This window comes from Acinetobacter sp. WU_MDCI_Abxd143, from assembly GCF_025514195.1.
GTDB classification, from domain to species: Bacteria; Pseudomonadota; Gammaproteobacteria; order Pseudomonadales; family Moraxellaceae; genus Acinetobacter; species Acinetobacter pittii_H.
In genome coordinates this window covers 13,316-35,088 of sequence record NZ_JAHPTH010000001.1, presented here as the reverse complement: position 1 = coordinate 35,088, position 21,773 = coordinate 13,316, and the positions used below count along the sequence as shown (strand labels likewise).

The window sequence follows — 21,773 nt, the reverse complement described above, 5'->3', positions numbered from 1 at the left end:
ATTAACTATTGACCCAATTTAATTTTGATCAATAGTTAATTTAAGTCATAAATAATATTAATACTGTTTTTAAGTTTATAAACCTATTGAACTTTACTATCTAAACCTATAGTTAATCTTTGATTTTCAAGTTTGATATTTTTATCTCTAATATCAAAAATATCTTTCAAATATAGAGCCGTACTTGCTTTACCACCAAAGTATGATGCTCCTATAAAAAGAACAATATATACTAAGCCACAAAGAACTTTATAATATGAATATACATCCTTATCGATTCGTTCATTTAAAATAAGTTCTTTAAGGAAAAATAATTCAAATGTTACGAAACCTAGATATATAATCGCAGCACAAATAAGTATAGTTATTGAGATTGATCTAATTTTCTTGATCGTTTTTTCTTTAAATATATACTCTAAATGTGCTTGATTATTTTCTATAGTTTGCTTTAGAAAGAAATAACTAAAATTTAAATCTGAAAAAATCTTATTAAAATTCCATAGATTATTAATTCTTTTATTAAACAAACTATAGTGATATCTATTTGTTCCCAAAAATTGATTAGTGATATATTGAAATTGTATAGGTTGCAATGAATTGTCATCTTGGTTGAATTTATTACATGCATCTAAGTAATTATCCAATTCCAACTTATCTTCTTTGAAATTTTTCTTTTTTAATTCAATACGAAATCTTGGTAAAAAAAACCATTTAATAACTGTGCCTAAAAAGCCAAGTCCTAATAATACTTCAATAATTAGTTTAACCCACTCCATATGTAATCTCCAATTTATTAATGGGTCTTTATCTAAACAAAAAAGTTAAAATTTATCTATATAGAAAGGTCTGTATTGCGTCATAAGTTGACGCATTAACTAGGTAGGTAAGAGTTAGAGACCTATTCTTCTGAGTAAATAAGTAAGATTTTTTAGAACTTTATAAAAATTAAACTTATGATAAAATTATAAAAATATATTAATTAAGAAATTTTAGTCTTCAGTAAAATAGGTACAGCTATGGGAAATGCGGATTTAGTTAGAGCCAGTAGAGATGGAGATCAGTTTCACTACTTATGGGCAGCAAGAAAAGCTCTTCTACTTTTAAATCCCTTATCTGGACTACATACTCTGACTATTGAAGGTCCTAGTAAATGTGAATTTATTGAAGCGGTTGAAGAAGGTGAAGAAATTGTCGATGTGGGTGAATATTATGGATCGAACAGTTTTATAGATGCCTCAAAAATTATTTACTCCCAACTTAAACATTCAACAGTACAAATAAATGAAAATTTTCCACCTAGTAGTCTAAAAAATACAATAGAAGGATTTTCAAAAAGATTTCGTAAGTTATTAACTATAGCGTCTAAAGACATAGTTCTTCAAAAAGTTGAATTCCATTTTGTTTCCAATAGAGCGATTAGTACTGACTTCTATGAATCAATCAAACAATTACAAGAAACTGGACAAGTTAATAAAATTGAAAATTTAAGAAAATTAGAAAATTATACAGAGTTAAATGGTCAAGATTTAGAAGAATTTGTTAAGTTAATAAAATTCCCATCACAAGAGCCAAATTATATAGCTCAGCGTGAAATTCTAGCTCAGGAAGTTTCGGGTTACTTATCAGGGGATGATATTAATGCTCCTAATGAATTAAAAGAACTTATCACTCGTAAAGCCCTTAGTGAAAACCAAGAAACACCAGAAATTACACGATACGATGTACTTCGTGCACTCAAAACTAACCCAGATGATTTGTTTCCTGTAAAGAACTTAATAAAACAGTTAGAAAGAATTGTAGATAGACCTATTGTAAAAACGTTAGTAGATACTATCACTGAATCACGTAGTCAAAAATTTATTATTCAAGCCGAAGGTGGCGTTGGTAAATCAATATTAAGTACGCAAATTCACAACTATATCCCATCTGGATCTTTATCAATTATCTATGATTGTTTTGGTAATGGAGATTACAGACAATCTTCATCAGCTAGACATTCTCATAAAGTTGCTTTAGTTCAAATTGCTAATGAGCTAGCTGGATTGGGTTTATGTCATCCATTAATACCAACTACAAATGCAGGTCCTAGTGAATATATCAAAGCATTTTTGTTTAGATTAAAACAAGTATCTGAAAGGATCTCTCTTGATAAAGCTCAGTTATTTATAGTGATTGATGCTGCTGATAATTCACAAATGGCAGCAGACGAATTCAATTATGGTCGATCTTTCATAACTGACCTTTTGCAAGAAATTTTACCAAAAAATATTAAAATAATTGCTTTATCAAGGCCTTACAGAGTTAATCTTCTGATGCCTAAACAAGATGTTGAAATTCTTGATCTAATAGGCTTTACAGAAGATGAAACTAAACAACATTTAATTAACTACTACACTGAGGTTTCAACACAAGACGCCATAGAATTTCATCGACTTACTAGTGGAAACCCACGAGTCCAAAGCATTGCTTTAGAACAGAACTTAACTTTGAATGAAATTCTTTCATTCTTTGGAGGAACCCCAAAAAGCGTAGAAGATACAATTAAAGATTTGTTAGACAAGGCAATTTCTACTTTCAAAGAACAAAACTACTCCGAATCAGAAGAAGTTGATTTACTGCTCACTTCAATTGCTATTTTGCGTCCATTAATTCCACTGCAAATTTTATCTGATTTAACTAATATCAGGGCTGATCAAATAAGAAGTATTATCTCTGATATAGGTGGTCATCCAATTCGTCTTAGCGACAATAATATTCAATTTGTTGATGAGCCAACTGAATCTTGGTTCCGTGAAATTTACAAGCCAAAAGATATTAGTATACTGAATGAATTTATTCAGAAGCTTAAACCTCTCTCTGTAAATTCTGTATATGCTGCTTCTGTACTACCTCAAATCTTGATGGACGCAGGTAAGTTTGAGGAATTAGTTGAACTATCTTTGAATTCTGAAATGTTGCCAACTAATTCGACCTTAGAAAAAAGAAAGGTCGAATTGCAACGCCTACAATTTGCAATTAAAGCTGGCCTAAAACTTGGTAAATATACAGACGTTGCTAAGTTGTCATTAAAAGCTGGTGGAGAGGTTGCCGCAGAGACTAGGCAACATCAATTACTGGAAGAAAATATAGACCTAGTCGGTACAACTTTTAGTGATAATCAAATTTTAGAGTTAATCTCTGAAAAAGTATTTAAAGGTGGTTCATGGCACGGCTCGAAATACATTACTGAGGCTAAACTTCTCTCATATCGAGAAGAGTTCCATGGAGAATCTCGCAGTAAACTTCGTATAGCCAATGAATGGTTAACTAGTTGGTTTAACCTTCCAGAAGATCAAAAACATAATCAAGAAATAGAATCTAAAGAGATTAGTGATTACTTTATTACCTTAATCACTTTAGAGGGAGTTGACTATGCGATTAATTGGCTTCGTAGATGGCATCCAAAAAGTGTAAGTTATGATGTAGCTAAACTGATAACTAAAGATTTAATTAAACTTAATAAAAAAGATGTTATACAACAAATCTTAGATACATCAGGTAATAATATATTTTTAACTTTAGGTACTGTCGAAATATTAAATTTTAATCATAGTGATATCAATTCAAAAAACTTTTTACGAATTTTAAATTTGCTTAGTTACCATAAAGTTAAGCTTGATATTGGTCTATCTCCAATTCTTTGTTTTTTAGAAGTAGTTTTTAAGAAAGCTCTTTGTTCTTCAACTGAAGCATATCAAATTTTATCAAAATATCTGCCTGCTCAAATACCATATGAAATTACAGATCGTTTTGGAAACTCAGATAGAGCCACCTACATGAAAGCTTATGCTTTACATAAAGCATGGAATAATAAGTCATTAGAACTAATTGATTTAGTAACTGAAAGATTAAAAGAGGAATTTTTAAAGGATACGTCTTATAGCTCATCAGAGGAAATTACTACATTAAAACGAGATGTTGCAGCAGTTTTACCGTGGTATAAATTATATGCTCATTCAATCATTGAGCCAATGTTGCCTGAAAAAATCGATTCATTGATTGAACAAGCTAAATTAGATTCAAATAAGGCTCAAGGATATTCTTACAGAGAATATGGAAATCATCTTGAGAATGAAATTGCAAAAATTTGGTTTGATATTTTAATTTTAAATAATCATCTTAGCCAAGAAACTTACCCGCAGATAGAAAACAATTTCAAAGAAAAAATTTATCCTCAAACCCGTAATCATTTCACGTTTATTTTGGCTTTGCAGAAACAATATGGATTGGAAAATTATTGTTATCAAAATATAGAAAAAAATTTAGAAACTCTTGAAACTAGTGATGATCATGCAGAAATATTGGTTAGTGATTATATGTCAATCGCACAATCAATTTTTCCTCTAGATCAAGAAGAAGCTTCTGCAATATTAAGTAAAGCAATAGAGGTAAGTAGTAAACTAGGCGAAGAAAATCTACAACGATGGAATGCATTACTTTGCTATGGCGTAAGAGCTGGACAGGAGCAAAATAATAGAAAACCACAACTATGCTATCGTTTTAGTCAATGTGCTGAATTGACATATAAATATGTACATAGAGATAAACATTTTCCATGGGATTACACAGTTGATGCAATTTATGATTTAGATCCTAATTCAGCATTTGCTATTGCTAGTCGTTGGCGTGATCGTAGATTTGGAGATGAAGATAGAATATTGGGTAACTTGGTAGATAAGTTGCTTAAAGAACAACTTATCTCACCCTTGATACCATTGGCTTTTAAAGCAATGGGAGGTATATATGATTTAGATAATTTATTAAATTCCATTAAATCATTAAATTTAGAAGATGAATTAAAAAGAAAGATTTTACAAAGCTTCTATCTTTACATTGTTGTACCAAATCCATCAGAAAAACATATTAGTGGCCTTAGAGATTTGGTTGAGGCATTTCATATAACAGAACAAACTGTCCAAGACTTTTTCATATCTCTCAGTAATTCTGAGTTTTATGTTCAAGTTGAAGAACCTCACTCTTCAACCTACGACCAAGAAAAGTTTGATTGGGATGTGTTTTTTGAAAGTTATACTGACTCAAATCGAAGTGTCGATTTTAATTCAGCTTTTAATGATTTTCAGAAATTGGAAAATAAGCATTGGATTAAAAGAGCTTTTTATGTACAGCTTTTTCAAAAAATAAATCCGTCACAAGCAATATCATTGATCAATTGGTGGTTCGATAATCCTAGAAATGGAATGTATGACTTAGATGATCTTTTAAAAGCTATACCATCTCGCTTTAAAAGGAGAATGTCATTTTTAGCAGTTTTAGATTCGAGCATAAAACAATTTTTAAAAACACATCATTCTGATTTTTATATAGATACTTATGGAAGCAATCTGAAATTACATATTTTAAGTGAGTTAACAGGGAAACCTAAGACTGATTATATTCGATCTCTCTTAGAAGGTATGAGTGAAAGCTCTATTACTTTAGAAAGTGAAAGCTTATTTAGGATAGCTCATTTACTTACACCTATGATTGCACCTAATCAATCCTGTGAGGTTTTGGAATATGGTCTAGGATTACTGGAAAGTGATTTGGGATCAGATATCGCAGATGGGCAATGGCGTGAGGAATTGGCACCACCAGGGAATATAATAAAATCTATATCAGGTTATATTTGGTCTGGCCTAGCATCTCCTTTCAATACTGTTAAATGGCAAGCGGCACATACTGTTAAGTTACTTTGTGATTTTGAGCAAAGAGAATTATTGTCTAATTTAATTAATTTTATTAGTGATAAAAATTACCGAAGTTTTTATGATCATAAATTTGAATTTTATCAATACTCTGCTACTCAATGGTTACTTAATGCTTTATTAAAAGTGTCATATAGCCCTAATAACTTTTTGGCTGAATATGTTGAAATATTTAAGCAGCTAGTAGATCCAAATCGACCACATTTGATGATTCGACTTCTTGCTTCAAAAATTCTTCTAAATCTATTTAGTTTAAAGCTTATAACCCTAAATGAAGAAGAAATTAAAGCCTATCAAGGAGTTGGTAAATCCACTTTTAGTAAAGTCAAAAGAGAAACTGTGGATCTATCAAATTACTCAAATATCAATCAAGAAAATGTTGATTCTTTTGGTATTGATTTTGGTCCTTATTGGCTTAATCCATTAGGGGAAATGTTTGGGCTACATCCCTCACATATTTATTTTGAGACGACACAAACTTTAATGAATGACATTGGTTTTGCTGAGAAGAATCGTAGACTCAATGATATGCGTCAAAAAATGGAAATTTATAACTGGAAGCAAACAAATCATGATCATGGATCTAGCCCTAAAGTCGAAGATTTAGATTTTTATCTGTCTTACCATGCAATGATGATTATAGCTGATAAGCTACTGCAAACAAGACCCTTACTTATAAGTGAAGATTGCTGGAGAGATTTTGATGAATGGATTAAAAGACATGATTTATCCTGTCTAGAACCCTATTGGCTAAGTGATTTTAGGGATCCATGTCCTCGAATAACTACAGAGTGGCCTCAAAGAGATACAAAGAATTCTTTAAATTGGTCTTACAGTTGCTCCCTAGTTGACTATCAGGATGCAATTCATCTCAGCGATATAGAACTTTGTTTGTGGGGAGGATGGTCAGAAGTAAATAATTTCGATCAGGCAAAAGACATTCGTATCCGCTCAAGCTTAGTGAGCCCAGAAACGTCCAGTGCGCTTTGGAGAAGTTTACAAAGTGCTGAATCAAGTCATTCTTATCATTTACCTAGTGCAGGTGATGAACAGTTTGAACTTGATGAAGATAATTTCCAATTAAAAGGATGGATTTCTGATATAGAAATTGATCTATCAAATTTTGATGATGATTTATGGGGAGCCTCCTTGAGACATAAGGGAATTAAGCCATCAAAAGAGATTATCTCTTTAATGAATTTACATTCTGATTCTTTGAGTAAAAATTGGTTTTGTGAAAATGAAAAAGTTATAAATCTCACTATTTGGGGAGAATATAAAAATGAAAATTATGAGTATTCAAATGGTTATAAGCTAAAAGTAAATAAAAAATTTATTTTCGATCTTCTTAATAAAATTAACATGGATATGGTTATTTCCGTAGATATAGATCGTAGATATAAATATGGTAGTTATCAATCAAAACAAGATTCAAAAGGACTGGATGAGTATTTACCAAGTAGTAAAAGAGTTTATTTAATGAAAAAGAATGGAGATATGTATGTCTACTGAAAATCTTATCGAACTAGGGAAAAGACTAGTAGAAGAATTTAAGTTAGAAGATAGAACCGATACATTATCTCAATGGATGCTTCACTATTTAGCAGAATTATTTAAACGGTATGATCTATCTACCTCTCCTGAAGAAAAGCATATAGCATCTGTCGATATCAGAGATACTATTTTTAAGTTGTGGGAATTTCGCTATCAGCAGTCCTATTCCCATAGTAGTTTCAAAAATACAGAATCTTTAATTTCAACATTACAGAAATTAAATTTAGATAATGATGATGCTTTCTACTCAGGTTTAAGAGATTTCAGAAATGTAGAAAGTACTATAGATCAGAGTAGTCCAGATTATTGGTATAGTTATGCACTCAAACTTGATAAAGCATCAAGGTTCTTGATAAGGAATTGTATTCTCAAAGGATATGCTATAACTGAAGCTGATAATAAAGAAATTTCTGATCTCATCAAAGAGTTTGAAGAGCTAGATTCTTATGAAAATTTATTAGGTAGATTTTATAGCGACCAGTCCGATGAAGATAAAGAAGTTAGAAATATTAAAAATAATATTTCTAAAATAGAGGAGTTGATGGATGCTTTAGCAGAGTTAAAAACTAATTATGAGGAAAAACTAATATCATAAAGCTCAAATGGAAACTATGATGGTACAGCGATTTATTATAAAAAGCTTGTTTGAAAATATAAATAACTATCCAAATGCATATACAACTACAGTGAAATTTAGAAGATGGCCCACAACCTTGGATGAAGTTGATGAGATAGTTTTAGAGGCATTTTTTAGTGGAATGAGGTGTAAAGTAAATGTCTCTATTGACGTAAAAAAATAAAAAAAGCCCTGAATATTCGGGGCTTTTTTTATTTAAGTTTTACTTTAATGATTCTGGTACATAATTTGGTGAATCAGTACCATAAAATGACTCAATATCGCTATCATACAAAGACTTATATCTATCTTTTGATGCGACATCTTTAGTCTCATCAATAAATTTCTGTATTTTAGCTTTATAGTCATTGTGACCAGCTTTATACATTTCAGTTAAATATACAAATTCGGCGTCTCTGTACTGGGGATCATTTTTGCTAGATGATTTACTCAATTCGGTTTGTATTAGTTGGGCAGAAGCTTCGTGACACTGTTGAATTTTTACTTTGGCCTCATTTAATTTTTCAAGCAATGTACATCTAAACATTATCCGTTGAGGCAAGGGTTTCTCTTTGATTTGTTGCTCATTTAACTCATAAGCCTCTTTATACATACCAGACAGCATATAAATATTCATCAATGCCATTTCTCTTTGTTTCTTGGCAGTAACTTTCTTAATTTCAGGTATTAAAGGCGCTAAAGATTGTTTTATCTTTTCATCTTCACCAGCGGTCACAACTTCGTTTGTGATAGAGTCATATCTATCCAAAATCGCTTTATCACTTGCAGATAATTCCGTTTTTACGTTTTGAGAGCTGCTTTTCTCAGTAGTATCTACCTTTGTTTGTTCATTTGATGCCTTGCTACAAGCAGTAACTCCAAATACAGAAATGAGAACAATAGTACTGATTAATTTTCTATTCATGATTTACGTAGAAAATAAGATCTGAAATTTGTCATGAGGACACCTGTAAATTAGCAGGGAATATCGCCTATGGATTGTTATTTAAGAAGTAAGGATTGGGCAGCGATATTTTTTAGGTATTTCGGTACTCTCGATATAGTAAGTTTATTAATGGCTAACAATAAATCTTGATCAATGCTATTGAAGCCATATGTGTGACAAATATTCGTACAAAGATAGTTAAATAATTGAGCCGTAACTTCAGCATCTGCTTCTGCACGATGAGCTGTGCCATTAAACTTAATATTGAATAAGTCTGCCATTGCCCCAAGTCGATAACTGGGTTGATGAGGTAAAATACGGCGAGCAAGTTTCAAAGAACAAATCAGTCCATTGTGTGATGGACTTAACTCCTGTCGAATACTTTCTGCTTTTAGGAATTTCTCGTCAAATCCTGCATTGTGAGCAAGTAAAGGATCTGTTCCAATAAAGTCCAATAGAGAAGGAATGACTTCTTCCACTAAAGGAGCATGATTAACCATATCTTGAGTAATGCCAGTCAACTTTGTGATGTAGTATGGAATATTTACACCACAGTTTATTAGTGAAACAAAACGTTCTGTGATTTCACCTTCTACAATACGTAAAGCCGCGACTTCTGTAATACGATCACCTGCCTCAGGGCTGACTCCTGTGGTCTCGAAATCAAGTACAATGATTGGCGAAACATTCATAAAACGCTTTCTCTATTAGAAATTAGGTATTAAAAGCACAGCACTTTTCATCATAATAGCTTTAAGTCAAAGATAGCACTAAGTTAACTTATCTTAATATTGAAATGATATTAGTAAGTAATATGTTTAGCTGTTAGGTTATGCCGAGCACAGCCCATTTACACGGGCTTATAAAGAGTGGTCGGGTAAAACACCACAACAAGCCCGAGAGGAAATGAATAACTAAGGTTAGAACCTTTAAATTAAGAGGTGCATATATTTTGAGTGTTCATTCATCGTTTAACGCGCATTCGAAATTACTTGGGTTTTCTTTACATCTCACTTTTTTCAAAAAGTTCATCATTTTAGGGTCGTAGATACCTGCTTTGGTTAGCTGTATACGAGCCTCGCGCATCATTTTCATATAGTTTAATTGTTCATTTTTAGGAATATCCATCCAATATTTTGAAGGAATATCACTTTCATATTTGGCAATAATGCCAAAGGTTCTATTTAATTGGCTGGCTACCCAAGTCCGCGACTTTTGCCCAAAACCTGCTGGGAACTGGTCTTTACGAATAATGAAGTTTGCTGAAATTTGAGTTAAAGGAAAACGAACGATTGCTCCTTTCTCACCTAAACCTTTGTGTAGTTCAAAAGGTTTAAATGCCACAATAGGAGCGGGCACAATATCAATTTCATGGTTATTAAATTTTGCACCAGCATTGGTAACGTCTACCGATACAGCCTGACCTCCAACATGTTGCACAAGCTTTGGTTGGGCTTCATCATATTTAAATACCCCAATTTTTTTACCGGCAGCTTTAGCGAGTGTATTGATGCTTCTATCATTTACAAATAAATAGGCAGGTCCAATTGTGCCTAAACCTGCAATTTCATAAGGGCCTACAACCATGTTTTTTGCTGCCATAGGCGAGGACAACAGCTTATAGGCATTAATCGCCGTTTTCATATTTGTTAATGCGCCAACCGCATCTAAAGATCCTGTATATTTATTAAATTGACGGCCACGTAAACCACTAATAATAGCCCCATCACATTTTCCAACTTTTAAGTCTTCAGCCGCAACGCGCTCATCAACATAGGCTTTTAAAGATAGATCTGCTCCCCAATTTTTGGCTTCAAGTGCATAATCTTTGGCTAAAGCGAAAGCATCTCCCGATTTACCAATTGGGTCATACACACAAACGACTTGTTGTTTGGCATAAATAGTTGTTGTTAAACATGTGCTTGCAACAAGTAAAATAGTTTTAAAACGATCCATATTTAATTATCCATTATTTAAATTATAAAAATGATTTTATAAATCTGGCATAGATTAGATATGACATTTAAATAAGAATTTAAAGAGAAAAGGTCAAAAGGTAGCCTTAATTAGCACCTTATTTTCTAATTGTATGGCTATATTGTATATGAAGTGAGATCTACCAGTGAGCTAAATTAAATAACAGCTGTGTACACGTACTATATCGTTTTTTTCACATATACAAAGGGAATTTTTTAATATTTTATTTAAATTTCAATAATATAAATAATGGTTTGGGTTTCAGTTTATAATTTAACAGGCTAAAAGTTTTGAGGCTTAAAAGGCGATTTAGAAAAAGAAATCTATATAGAAGACAGTAGTTGCAAATACAACTTGTGAATTTAGTAAGTAGCTCAGCTCACTAGGGTAAATATAAAAGTTTAATGACAATTTACAGAAAGTTGTCTAGAAAATTATTCTGGTTAAGATTAGAAATAGGGTTTAATACATAAGCATCCAATAGAACCAGCTTAGGCGTTTAGTAATTTGCTAGAACAACACATACAGTTAATCAAGCTAAGTATTCATCACAGTAAAGAAGTAGTAGTGAAGCAACAACAACATAGCGAAGCGAAGTCTTATATATGGTAGGTTACCAAATCTTCCATTTAACTTATGTTTACCTAAAGTTTGATTCATATAATTTTAAGTTTAAAAATTAAGTATTTTCATAAACTTAATTATAAAAAATGAATTCTTTAATTTTATAGCTTCATGAACCTAAAAAACTAATGTATCTCTATTTAAATTTTATAGTTTTTCAAATTATGTACTTTGTGGGTCATACATACGATCTTTAACAAAGATTACAGGAATCAAAGCAGTGATTACATAAGCTTGCATATTATAAAAAATCCGATTGTGGAAGATGTATGAGTTGTTATTAAGCCGATAGTAGGGGGAGCGATAATATCCATATAGCAGAAAAAAGGAGATTAAAGTCCAGCATATAAACATTAAGTGAGACTTAAGCACGCTGGCACACCTTAATCATGCGGAGCATAGCTCCGCTCTGACCTATCTCTAGGACATTATTAGTAAAGATATACTTTTATTTGTTCGATGAAGGCCAAAGTCTGACTTTTAACCAATTTTTCTCCGATATTTATAGATTTATATGACCAAAATTTCCTTGGCAGAGACAAACCTTCCTTAATATCTTCCTAATTTTTAGATATTTTTTATTGACGACCCTATAGCTGTTCCGCAACCGTAGTAAAGAGGAAAGGATTGGTACGAGTATAGGACCATATTGTCCAAAAAAGAATATTTCTTGTCTATAAAAGATGAATTTTTATTATATGAATCGTTTTATGCTTGAGGCCTTGGTGAAGGTTTCCAACAAATTCATGAAAGGAGTTCATGATGAAAACAGCAATTTATGGTATTGGGTCGTTAGGAACAATTATTGGAGCATTATTGACGAAGCAAGGCTATGAGGTTGATTTAATTGACCCATACTCTATCAATGTTGAAGCATTAAAAAAAAATGGTGCAAGAGTGACAGGTAATATGGATGTTCATGTTGCAGTGAAGGCTTTTACCCCAGATGAGTTAACTGATTGCTATGATTTAATTATTTTGCTTACTAAACAAACGACGAATCAAGAGGAAATACCTAAGTTATTACCTTATCTACATGAAAACAGTGTAATTTGTAGCTTGCAAAATGGTATTCCTGAACCCTCAATTGCAAAAATTATAGGACAGAATAAAACAGTAGGAGGGGTTGTTGGCTTTGGTGCCACATGGTTGTCTCCAGGTGTTTCAGAACTGACGTCGACTGCCGAAGTTGTCGAGAATTTTGCTTTTGAAATAGGTGAAATTGATGGACAAATTACTCCTCGCATTCAAAAAATCCAACAGATATTAAGTTTAATTGGACACACAACAATTTTACCGAATTTGATGGGGATTCGTTGGTCTAAACTTCTAATGAATGCAACATTTAGCGGTATGTCTGCTGCTTTGGGGTGTACCTTTGGTGAGGTGTTGGATAATGATCGTGCCATGATTTGCCTTTCATACATTGCTGATGAGACAGTTAAAGTATGCCATGCGGCAGGATACGACATGGTTGAAATGAATGGCATAAATATGGGGCAGTTAGAGCTATATTCTTATCAAGATATCGTTAATAAATTACCCATTTATCAAAAGGTGTGGGGCGTACACCGTCGATCTAAAGCTAGCATGTTACAAGACCTAGAAAAACAACGACCTTGTGAAATAGATTTTATTAATGGTGTTGTCTCTCAAGTGGGAAAAAGTTTAGGCATAAGTACTCCATTTAATGACAAAGTGATTGAATTAGTTAAGTCAGCCGAGCGCAGAAAAGGGGTTAATAATTTTTCTTATCTAAGTCAATTTGATGAACTCATCAATCATGTTAAAGCAGAAGTATCGGTTTAGGTATTAAAAGTACAACTAGATATTTTGTTAAAAACAGGACATGTAGTTTAGGAAGCCCTAAGAAATTTTAGGAACTGATCGGTTGATTATATAATAGGGAATATTATGTCTAATAAAGAAAATGATATAAAAAAATACAGCTTTATTGATAGTTTTACAGAATGGAGTATGAAATGGGTACCTGATTCCATGGTATTTGTTTTAGCCCTAACAGTTATCGTATATCTGTTGGCATTAGGCATAACAGATAGAGGTCCATTAGAGCTGATTGATGATTATGCCCAAGGATTTTGGGTACTATTAACCTTCGCAATGCAATTAAGTTTATTAATGATTACTGGCTTTATTGTTGTTGAATCTGAATTTGTCAAAGGCCATCTGATTAAATTAATAGATATACCTAAAACAGTTACTGCTACGTTAATAATATATTGCCTGATAGTAGCTATTTTTAGTTGGTTGCATTGGGGTATGGGTTATATGCTCGCAATGCTGTTGGGACGGGAAATTGCTATCCGGAAAAAGGGGATAGGATTAGACTATGCTTTACTTGCTGCAGCGGGTTACTGTACATTTTTAGTAGGAGCGAATGGTCCTGCTCAATCAGCACCTCTTATTGCTGCTACCCCAGGAAACTTTCTTGAACAGACAATAGGGCATTTAGTTCCCTTAACATCTACAGCACTTTCTCCATTCCTATTGACACTTGTTGTTACTCAATTAATTGCATTGATTATTTTCTTTTTAGTTATTCATCCGAAAAAAGAGAAAGCTGTCGAAATTGATGAAGAAACATGGAAAGCATTGTCACAGCCTATTTCAAATGTAGAAAGTGCCGATGAAGTAAAGTCACTTCGTCCAGCTGAGCGTTGGGAACGCTCACGTATTTTTCCAACTTTAATTGCAATAGCAATACTCGTATGGGTTGGTAAAACACTTTGGGTTTCAGGGTTTGGAAAAGTCGATATTAATTTTTTAAACTATTTATTCTTTGCGCTAGCTTTACTATTGCAAAAAACTCCTTTGAACTTTATGTCTGCTGTTAAAAAGGGCGTTGGAACTACCTATGGGGTGATGATTCAATTTCCATTATATGCAGGGATCTTTGGAATAATATCTTTCTCTGGACTCTCTCATTCGATTACTGAAGCTTTTTTATATATCTCTACTCCTGAAACCTATTCATGGATTGTTATGGTTTATACAGTGATTATGGATTTCTTTATTCCATCAGGTGGATCTAAATTTGCCGTTGAAGCTCCATTTATTATTCCAGCAGGTCAGCAACTAGGCGTACCTGTTGAACATGTAATCAATGCTTATAGCACTGGCTCTCAAATGGCAAATTTTATTCAACCATTCTGGGCATTGGCATTTTTGGCTACGTTTAAACTCAAGTTTCAAAAAATATTACCTTATACCTTTATTGCTTTTCTATTGGTTTTTTCTATTGCAACAGCAGCATTCTTGATTCAGCCATATTAGGAATATTATTTATAAAAAGGAGTAATTTAGCTATGCAAGATATCTTAAATCTTCAAAATAAATCTGTGTTAATTACAGGAGGAGCTAGTGGAATCGGTTTAAGCACAGCCCAATTACTTGTTGCGATGGGTATGAAAGTAGTGATTTCAGATTTAAATAATGATGTAGAAAAAATTGCCCAGCGGATTGGTGCAAAAGGCTTTAGCAGGGGGGACATTTCCAATGAAGACGACTGTAATAGTATGATCGCAGATACCATTACAGTATGTGATACCATTGATGCTGTAGTTAATTGTGCGGGTATAAGTGATAAAGTTGGTCCTGCATTAGATATTAATTTAAATGATTGGCAGCGAGTTGTTGACACCCATTTGCGTGGAGCATTTGCTATTTCCCGTGCAGCTGCGCGAGTATGGCTAGGAAATAAGCAAGGTTCGATTGTTCATCTCGCTTCAATTTGGGGTATTATGGGCACACCATTTCGATATGGCTATAGTCCTGCTAAAGCTGCTGTGGTGATGTTAACTCGAGATTTGGCTTGTGAATGGGGGCGTTCAGGTATTCGTGTGAATGCTCTAGCACCAGGCTATGTAAATACCCCTATGATCGAGAAGCTTAATATAGAAGGCAAAGTCGATATTGCAAAATTATCGGCGCGGACTGCTTTAGGACGTTTAGGTCAACCAGAAGATATTGCTAAAGCTGCTGCATTTTTAATATCGGATATGGCTAGTTATATTACAGGTAGTATTTTAAGTGTAGATGGGGGATGGACAGCCTATGGTGGACCAGGTGATATGACACAACCCTAAATAAAGATATTATTAGTATAACTCTAGGAAATTTCATTCCCTAGAGTTTTTTTTATTTTAATCTCTAAAATCTTGTCCTAAAAAGAATATATCTTGTCCATTTGTGGAAATATAAAATTTAAATAATCCGTTATAAATATAAATGCGATTGGTATATATGTAGTTTTAAATATACAAAATTTGCATATATATCAAATAATTCTATGTATTTTCATAAAGGATGTGAAGATGAAAAATAAAGTTATTATTACGTGTGCAATTACTGGAGGTATTCATACTCCGACATTATCGCCATATCTCCCTTATAGACCAGATGATATTGCGCAGCAGGCAATAGAAGCGGCAGAGGCAGGAGCTTCTATTTTACATTTACATGCGCGTGATCCTGCAACTGGCCAGCCAACAGGTGATATTAATATATACAAACAATTTCTAGGTTCTATTTATAATAATACTGATGCTGTCATTAATATTACTACTGGTGGTAGTCCTAATATGACGCCAGAGGAACGATTAGCCGCAGTTTTAGAATTTCAGCCAGAAATGTGTTCTTTGAATATGGGATCAATGAATTTTAGTTTTCATCCTTTAGCTAATAAAATTAAAGATTGGCAATTCGATTGGGAAGAGGAATACATTCGTAATAGTGATGCATTTATCTTTAGAAATACCTTTCATGATATTGAAAAGAATTATAATTTAACGAAAAATCTAAATATAAAATTTGAGCATGAATGTTATGATTTAAGTCATCTTTACAATTTGGCATTTTTTAGGAGCCAAGGGTACTTTCAAGATTCTATTTGTACAGGGTGTATTTGGTATTCTTGGTGGAATCGGTGCTAGCCTTGATAACCTTGTATTTATGAAAAATACTGCTCAAAAACTATTTGGTGATGATTTAAACTGGTCAACACTCTCTGCAGGGAAAACCCAGATGCCGATGGTAACGCATTCAGCCTTAATTGGAGGGCACGTTCGAGTTGGTTTGGAAGATAGCCTATTCTTATCTAAAGGACAGCTTGCTGAAAGTAATGCTAGTCAGGTTAAAAAAATTAGAAAAATTATTGAAGAGCTAGGTTTTGAAGTTGCAACACCAGATGAAGCTCGTCAAATTTTGGGATTGAAAGGAAAGGAAGCTGTCAATATCTCTTAACTTGAGTAAATTTATATGTTCTTAGCTAATAAAAGTACTGACCGAGAAGAATACCAAAATATTCAAAGTAATATTGGAGCAATGCCCAAAGAGTTTATTAAAGGATATTTTAATTCTCCTCATTATCATGAGCGTGCTCAGCTAGTTTATGGAATTTCCGGTATCATGGAGGTTTATGTGAACGAGCAAGTATGGATTTTATCACCTAAAACAGCTTTGTTTATTCCTGGGAATACATTACATAGTATGCAGGCAATTACTGATATTAGCTTAAGAACACTCTATATAAAAAAAGAAATAAGTAATGATATTATCAGGGGGAATGTTAAGTTATTGAAAGTTGGAAGTTTCTTAAAAGAACTTATAGAAAGAGCTACTTTAATACCTATTAATTACGATATGAATAGTGTTGATGGGAAAATCATGGATATTATTATTCATGAATTAAAAATTGCAGAAGAAATACGGTATTCTATTCCGACTCCCACTGCAGAAAGGTTGATAAAAATTGAAAATATGATAACAAACAATCATTTACTTTTAAAAGAAAAAATAGGATATTGGTCTGACTATTTTTATATGTCTAGTAAAACATTAAATAGGTTGATTTTAAAAGATTTAGGTGTAACGTTTATTGTTTGGAAGCAATATTTAGCAGTTAAAATTAGTTTAATACAGATGTCAGAAAATAAAACTTTAACGAATATTGCATATGATCTTGGATATCAATCTCCATCCAATTTTTGCCGTATGTTTAAAAATATTACTGGTCAAAATCCTGGCGTTTTTAATCAAGCATTGGCTGAAAATTAAAGAATATTTGTTAGTACCGGTGAGAAAAATTCAAATTATGCAAAAATTTAAATTTTCTGTTTTGCCACATTCCTTTCTCCGAATGTGGTTTTTTTATACATTAAAAACATAGAAGTACCGTCATAGGACAAGTCATGATGAGTCAACTGCAAACATTTATAGGCCTACCTATTGGCCCCAAAACTTATATGCATCATAACAGATGGAATAAAAAAGCCGAACGATTAGTAGAAACCAAACAGGTGCGCCGAGAACAATGATTCCAAATATGAGTATTTACATATCAAAGAAGATAAGTTAGGAAGAATTACTAGTAATTTATAAATAAAGCCCTCACAGAGAGCTTTTTAAAAATTCGAGAAGAGCTACTTTAATATTTTAAAAATTAAGCATTTTGAGCTATACCATGATTAGTGTAATAGGCTCTAACTATATTAAATAAAATCAATTGAACAACCACCAAAATACAGCCCATGATCCCAATAGCTTCAAAGCTAATATATTGAACTAAAGTCCCCGCTAAAATTGGTCCTAAGGCTGCACCGAACATTAACATGGCAGGAGTTCCGGCAACAGCTCGTCCTGTTGGCTCAAGTCTGGCGAGTAATCCAAAAGCATACGTATGAGTAAATAAAATAGTGAAAACCATACATGACCCAGCCACCGTATAAAGAAAATAGTTATGACTATGCGTAAGCACTAATGAAAATATGGCTTGAAAAATGGGACCAATACAAATAACGGCGAGTGGATTTAAATACTTTTGGGTGAAAGCCGCGATCGGTGCTGGAAAAATAGAAACAATACCGTAAATAATTAATGTCAGTGCAACAGAACTTTCTCCAAAACCACGTGCAATTCCAATACGTTCATAAAAGCTGATATTCATAGAATTTGTCATGGCTAATAAAGATATTCCAAAAATACAGCACCAAATGTATTTTGAAAATTTAGGACGATGGTACGCTTCAAATTGAATATTGTCCTGTTTTTTATTGACTTGGGGATAGAATAAAAAAGCAATAAACGCTGCAACAGCCATAATTGAGGCAAGAATCAAAAATAGTGTAGAGCCGCCAAAATTCCTAATTAAATTTAAAGAACCTGCTAAAAATAAAATAGCAAAAATGCCAAGGGCTAGCCCAGCAAACCCAAATATTCTATGAGGATTTATACTTCTTCCCATGGTGCCATGCGTAAAGCTCAAAGCAAGGCCTGCAGAAAAGCCACCTACGAGATGTAATATTGCTAATACTGAGAAATGAGTATTTTTAGAGGCTAAGTAAAAAGCACAGCAAGCAGAAAGAAATCCAATAAACACGGGCCATTTAGGATTAAAACGGTTAAAAATAGGCGCAAATATTAAACTTGCCAGCATTGCTCCTAATAAGAACAGGGTGACTAGGCCCCCCGCTTGTTGAAAACCAAAATGGTAATTCGCAATGAGTGTGCCTATCCAGATTGGTAAGGCAACCAAATCAACCATACCTGCACAGTGAGACGTCATGAGCGCAAGCATTCCTCGCTTACTTTCGATTTTATGCATCATCCTTATTCCTTTAAATAATTCCTTTAAAGATTAGATTTTTTTCTTAATTCAACATTGTATGAGTGGACAAAAAACATCCTAAATAAAAGATAAGATGAAATATGTTGATGTGTCAACAATAATTGTTGACACATCAACGAAATTTGTATTTTAATAATTCCAGATGAATTAGAAGCTTTTGAGTTTTTAGTTTGAAGTTTCTCAAATGGAGTTGAATGCATGAACATTCTTGGTTTAGAAAGTCTGGTTTTTGGAGTATTAGACTTAGATGCGTGTCACCAGTACTTGCTAGATTACGGTTTAAATCTTGTTGAAAAAAATGAACGTGGGGGAACTTACGAAGCTTTAGATGGTGGTACTGTTGTTTTTAAATTAGATACAGACCCATCTTTACCAAAAGCGAATGCTCCAGCACCTAATATCCGTGAAACAGTCTACGGCGTTGCTGATCAAAATGAATTAGATCTTATTGCAGCAGAACTTTCTAAAGATAGAGAAGTGAATATTGACGATGAAGGAACAATCCATTCTTTTGATGATAGTGGATTTGCAATCGCATTTCGTATTACACGTAAACGTAAAATAGTCGCCCCTCATGTAGGGATAAATGTACCGGGTCAAGAACCTGGGCGTGCCATTAATGAATGTGGCGTATTGCTTGAAGGTCATAGTAAAACACCACGATCTCTTTCCCATGTCGTTTATTTCGTTCCAGATCATAAAAAGGCTGAAGCTTTTTATGCCGATCGACTCGGTTTCATCACGACTGATCGTTTTATCAATATTGGACCTTTTATGCGTCCAGCTGGCTTAAATGAACACCATTCTTTATTTCTAATTCAAAGCTTTAATCCACATATGGTGGGTGTAAACCATTTTACTTTCCATTTCGGATCAGGTTATGAGGTTTTAAGAAATGGTTGGGAATTTGCTCAGAAAGGATATAAGAGCTTCTGGGGACCAGGCCGCCACATTATGGGAAGTAATTTCTTTTGGTATTTCAATAGCCCATTTGGTGGAACGATGGAGTTTGATGCAGATATGGACTTGCATGATCACAATTGGACACCGCGTGCAATGCCAATGGGAAGTGACGCCTCACAAGTCTTCTTATTTGATCAACGTAAAAAATGGTCACCAGGAGAATAATGTCAAATAAAAATATTTTTATCGCAAAAACTTCGGAACTTAGTCAAAGCACTGCGAAAGGAATTTCACTAGACGGAGTAAATGATCAGCTTTTTTTGGTTATGACAGATACAGAAGTAGCGGTATGGGTAAATGACTGTCCACATAACCATCGTCCACTGGAATATCAAAAGGATAAGTTTTTATCGGCTGATGGGAAACATATTGTTTGTTATGCACATTCTGCACATTTTGACAAAGTTTCTGGAGAGTGTTTTGCAGGCCCATGTAAAGGGAAAAAGTTAAGAAAGATTCAGCATCACGTAATAGATGGTGAGATTTATATTGAATCGAAAAGTTTAATCAATCTTAAGGATTAAGAGGTTTTTTATGTTTGTTTATTTTCCAAAAAACTATGTTTGGAGTATGTCCACCGTTATTGCTGCAACACATGGTGGAAGTATCGGTGAAATTGATGAGTTTTGCCGTCCATTATTAGAAAAGTCTTCTGATGATGCAGATGTCGGCACTGTCGAGTTTCTTCATGCGTGGATTGGCGGTGCAGATAAGCTGATTAAGATGGCTGAACAAGATCTTGAGAAAAACAGAGAATTGTCTGCCGCGAAAAAATATTATCGTGCTGCCTTATATTATTTAATTGCAGAGCGCATGCAAGAACAAGGTCATCCTGAGCGTTTAAAAGTATATAAACGCTATTTAGAGTTAGCTGAGCTATACCGAAAATATAAAAAAGATGATGTTAAGCGTGTAGAAATTCCTTATCAAAATAGCCATCTAAGCGCGATTTATGCAAAAGGAAAAACGACAGATGAAAAGCAGGCCATTGTTGTCATGATGAATGGGCTTGATTCTACTAAAGAATTAATGTCTTACAGTCCCTTAGCTGATGAACTCGTAGAGCGTGGAATATCAGTACTTATGGTTGACCAACCGGGTACAGGAGAGGCGATTCGCTTACAAGATTTACGTGCTGTCTATAACTCTGAAATATGGGCTACTCCAATTGTTGACTGGTTATGTGAACAACCAGAAATTGATCAAAATCGAATTGCTGCTTTTGGTATTTCTTTAGGTGGATATTATTGCCCTCGAGCTGTTGCTTTTGAACCTCGCTTTTGTTGTGCGGCAATTTGGGGTGCAAATCATGATTGGCGAGCAGTTCAACAAGCTCGTCTAAAACGTGAAGGCGAGAACCCAGTTCCTCATTATTGGAAACATGTGGAATGGGTATTTGGGGCTAAAGACCAGAAAGAATTTTTTGAGATAGCAGAGAATATGCACCTCAATGGGGTTCTTGACCGAATTAAAGTGCCTTTCTTAGTGACTCATGGTGAAAAGGATCGCCAGATTCCATTGAAATATGCTTACGAAACTTATGAACAATTGATTAATTCGCCAGATAAAGAGCTATTGGTGATTGATGATGAGATGGGAGGCGTTGAACACAGTTCAATTGATAATCCCTTAAATGCCGGTGCGTATATTGCGGATTGGTTGGCAGAACATTTAGGCGGTAGAACCTCAAAGTAAATTGGAGAA

The 21,773-nt window shown here is 33.6% G+C and carries 16 protein-coding genes and 1 pseudogene; 12 read left to right on the top strand and 5 right to left on the bottom strand.

Annotated features, from left to right (window positions below):
• Nucleotides 1-83: 83 nt before the first annotated feature.
• The gene (locus KTI79_RS00140; protein WP_086376278.1) at nt 84-776 is read right to left on the bottom strand and encodes a hypothetical protein; all 693 of its coding nucleotides are present in this window, start codon (nt 774-776) and stop codon (nt 84-86) included.
• 240 nt (nt 777-1,016) lie between these two features.
• Between KTI79_RS00140 and KTI79_RS00135 the strand changes: the two genes are divergently transcribed.
• Both KTI79_RS00135 and KTI79_RS00130 read left to right on the top strand, forming a co-directional pair.
• Entirely contained in the window at nt 1,017-7,256 is a 6,240-nt protein-coding gene (locus KTI79_RS00135; protein WP_086376279.1) for a hypothetical protein, read from the top strand.
• Nucleotides 7,246-7,893 carry a hypothetical protein gene (locus KTI79_RS00130; protein WP_086376280.1) on the top strand — a complete coding sequence of 216 codons (648 nt, stop codon included), beginning with the start codon at nt 7,246-7,248 and terminating at the stop codon, nt 7,891-7,893. The genes KTI79_RS00135 and KTI79_RS00130 overlap by 11 nt, the downstream gene beginning before the upstream one ends.
• Nucleotides 7,894-8,137: 244 nt before the next feature.
• Here KTI79_RS00130 and KTI79_RS00125 read toward each other — a convergent pair whose 3' ends face one another.
• A complete protein-coding gene (locus tag KTI79_RS00125) occupies nt 8,138-8,839 on the bottom strand; it encodes a hypothetical protein (RefSeq protein ID WP_086376282.1) in 702 nt (233 codons plus the stop codon).
• Nucleotides 8,840-8,916: 77 nt separating this feature from the next.
• A complete protein-coding gene (locus KTI79_RS00120; RefSeq protein WP_086376283.1) occupies nt 8,917-9,552 on the bottom strand; it encodes a PolC-type DNA polymerase III in 636 nt (211 codons plus the stop codon).
• Nucleotides 9,553-9,682: 130 nt separating this feature from the next.
• Here KTI79_RS00120 and KTI79_RS00115 point away from each other — a divergent pair.
• A pseudogene (locus tag KTI79_RS00115) lies at nt 9,683-9,778 on the top strand (hypothetical protein); the annotation flags it as partial.
• A gap of 42 nt (nt 9,779-9,820) precedes the next feature.
• On the opposite strand, the gene adeT1 reads toward KTI79_RS00115, so the two are convergent.
• Nucleotides 9,821-10,816: a putative multidrug efflux protein AdeT1 gene (gene adeT1 / locus KTI79_RS00110; protein ID WP_086376284.1), complete on the bottom strand. Its 996-nt coding sequence runs from the start codon at nt 10,814-10,816 to the stop codon at nt 9,821-9,823.
• A 1,407-nt stretch (nt 10,817-12,223) separates the two neighbouring features.
• Between adeT1 and KTI79_RS00105 the strand changes: the two genes are divergently transcribed.
• The 6 genes from KTI79_RS00105 (at nt 12,224) to KTI79_RS00080 (ending at nt 17,536) form a co-directional block, all read left to right on the top strand.
• Nucleotides 12,224-13,270 (top strand): ketopantoate reductase family protein, encoded by a 1,047-nt coding sequence (locus tag KTI79_RS00105; protein WP_086376285.1) that lies wholly within the window; start codon nt 12,224-12,226, stop codon nt 13,268-13,270.
• A 105-nt stretch (nt 13,271-13,375) separates the two neighbouring features.
• Entirely contained in the window at nt 13,376-14,755 is a 1,380-nt protein-coding gene (locus KTI79_RS00100) for a TIGR00366 family protein (protein ID WP_086376286.1), read from the top strand.
• 32 nt (nt 14,756-14,787) lie between these two features.
• Nucleotides 14,788-15,567, top strand: a complete 780-nt coding sequence (locus KTI79_RS00095) for an SDR family NAD(P)-dependent oxidoreductase (protein ID WP_086376287.1) — start codon at nt 14,788-14,790, stop codon at nt 15,565-15,567.
• A gap of 228 nt (nt 15,568-15,795) precedes the next feature.
• Nucleotides 15,796-16,413, top strand: coding sequence for a 3-keto-5-aminohexanoate cleavage protein (locus tag KTI79_RS00090; RefSeq protein WP_262468184.1), 618 nt, complete (start codon nt 15,796-15,798; stop codon nt 16,411-16,413).
• Between the two features lie 19 nt (nt 16,414-16,432).
• Nucleotides 16,433-16,723: a 3-keto-5-aminohexanoate cleavage protein gene (locus KTI79_RS00085; RefSeq protein ID WP_410374437.1), complete on the top strand. Its 291-nt coding sequence runs from the start codon at nt 16,433-16,435 to the stop codon at nt 16,721-16,723.
• Between the two features lie 15 nt (nt 16,724-16,738).
• Nucleotides 16,739-17,536, top strand: coding sequence for an AraC family transcriptional regulator (locus KTI79_RS00080; protein WP_086376288.1), 798 nt, complete (start codon nt 16,739-16,741; stop codon nt 17,534-17,536).
• Between the two features lie 385 nt (nt 17,537-17,921).
• On the opposite strand, the gene KTI79_RS00075 is transcribed toward KTI79_RS00080, so the two are convergent.
• Nucleotides 17,922-19,022, bottom strand: coding sequence for an MFS transporter (locus tag KTI79_RS00075; protein ID WP_228148545.1), 1,101 nt, complete (start codon nt 19,020-19,022; stop codon nt 17,922-17,924).
• 282 nt (nt 19,023-19,304) lie between these two features.
• On the opposite strand from KTI79_RS00075, the gene KTI79_RS00070 reads away from it, so the two are divergent.
• Genes KTI79_RS00070 through KTI79_RS00060 form a run of 3 tightly spaced genes read left to right on the top strand, consistent with a single transcriptional unit; the run spans nt 19,305 to nt 21,764 of the window.
• On the top strand, nt 19,305-20,234 hold the full coding sequence (locus tag KTI79_RS00070) for a VOC family protein (RefSeq protein ID WP_086376290.1): 930 nt from the start codon (nt 19,305-19,307) through the stop codon (nt 20,232-20,234).
• Nucleotides 20,234-20,593: a Rieske (2Fe-2S) protein gene (locus KTI79_RS00065; protein ID WP_086376291.1), complete on the top strand. Its 360-nt coding sequence runs from the start codon at nt 20,234-20,236 to the stop codon at nt 20,591-20,593. Before KTI79_RS00070 ends, KTI79_RS00065 begins: the two co-directional genes overlap by 1 nt.
• Nucleotides 20,594-20,639: 46 nt before the next feature.
• A complete protein-coding gene (locus KTI79_RS00060; RefSeq protein ID WP_228148546.1) occupies nt 20,640-21,764 on the top strand; it encodes an alpha/beta hydrolase family protein in 1,125 nt (374 codons plus the stop codon).
• Nucleotides 21,765-21,773 lie beyond the last annotated feature (9 nt).

Bases quoted from the DNA above. Each gene is read 5' to 3' on its own strand.
- KTI79_RS00140 (WP_086376278.1), bottom strand. From the start codon at position 776: ATGGAGTGGGTTAAACTAATTATTGAAGTATTATTAGGACTTGGCTTT.
- KTI79_RS00135 (WP_086376279.1), top strand. From the start codon at position 1,017: ATGGGAAATGCGGATTTAGTTAGAGCCAGTAGAGATGGAGATCAGTTT.
- KTI79_RS00130 (WP_086376280.1), top strand. From the start codon at position 7,246: ATGTCTACTGAAAATCTTATCGAACTAGGGAAAAGACTAGTAGAAGAA.
- KTI79_RS00125 (WP_086376282.1), bottom strand. From the start codon at position 8,839: ATGAATAGAAAATTAATCAGTACTATTGTTCTCATTTCTGTATTTGGA.
- KTI79_RS00120 (WP_086376283.1), bottom strand. From the start codon at position 9,552: ATGAATGTTTCGCCAATCATTGTACTTGATTTCGAGACCACAGGAGTC.
- adeT1 (WP_086376284.1), bottom strand. From the start codon at position 10,816: ATGGATCGTTTTAAAACTATTTTACTTGTTGCAAGCACATGTTTAACA.
- KTI79_RS00105 (WP_086376285.1), top strand. From the start codon at position 12,224: ATGAAAACAGCAATTTATGGTATTGGGTCGTTAGGAACAATTATTGGA.
- KTI79_RS00100 (WP_086376286.1), top strand. From the start codon at position 13,376: ATGTCTAATAAAGAAAATGATATAAAAAAATACAGCTTTATTGATAGT.
- KTI79_RS00095 (WP_086376287.1), top strand. From the start codon at position 14,788: ATGCAAGATATCTTAAATCTTCAAAATAAATCTGTGTTAATTACAGGA.
- KTI79_RS00090 (WP_262468184.1), top strand. From the start codon at position 15,796: ATGAAAAATAAAGTTATTATTACGTGTGCAATTACTGGAGGTATTCAT.
- KTI79_RS00085 (WP_410374437.1), top strand. From the start codon at position 16,433: ATGAAAAATACTGCTCAAAAACTATTTGGTGATGATTTAAACTGGTCA.
- KTI79_RS00080 (WP_086376288.1), top strand. From the start codon at position 16,739: ATGTTCTTAGCTAATAAAAGTACTGACCGAGAAGAATACCAAAATATT.
- KTI79_RS00075 (WP_228148545.1), bottom strand. From the start codon at position 19,022: ATGGTTGATTTGGTTGCCTTACCAATCTGGATAGGCACACTCATTGCG.
- KTI79_RS00070 (WP_086376290.1), top strand. From the start codon at position 19,305: ATGAACATTCTTGGTTTAGAAAGTCTGGTTTTTGGAGTATTAGACTTA.
- KTI79_RS00065 (WP_086376291.1), top strand. From the start codon at position 20,234: ATGTCAAATAAAAATATTTTTATCGCAAAAACTTCGGAACTTAGTCAA.
- KTI79_RS00060 (WP_228148546.1), top strand. From the start codon at position 20,640: ATGTCCACCGTTATTGCTGCAACACATGGTGGAAGTATCGGTGAAATT.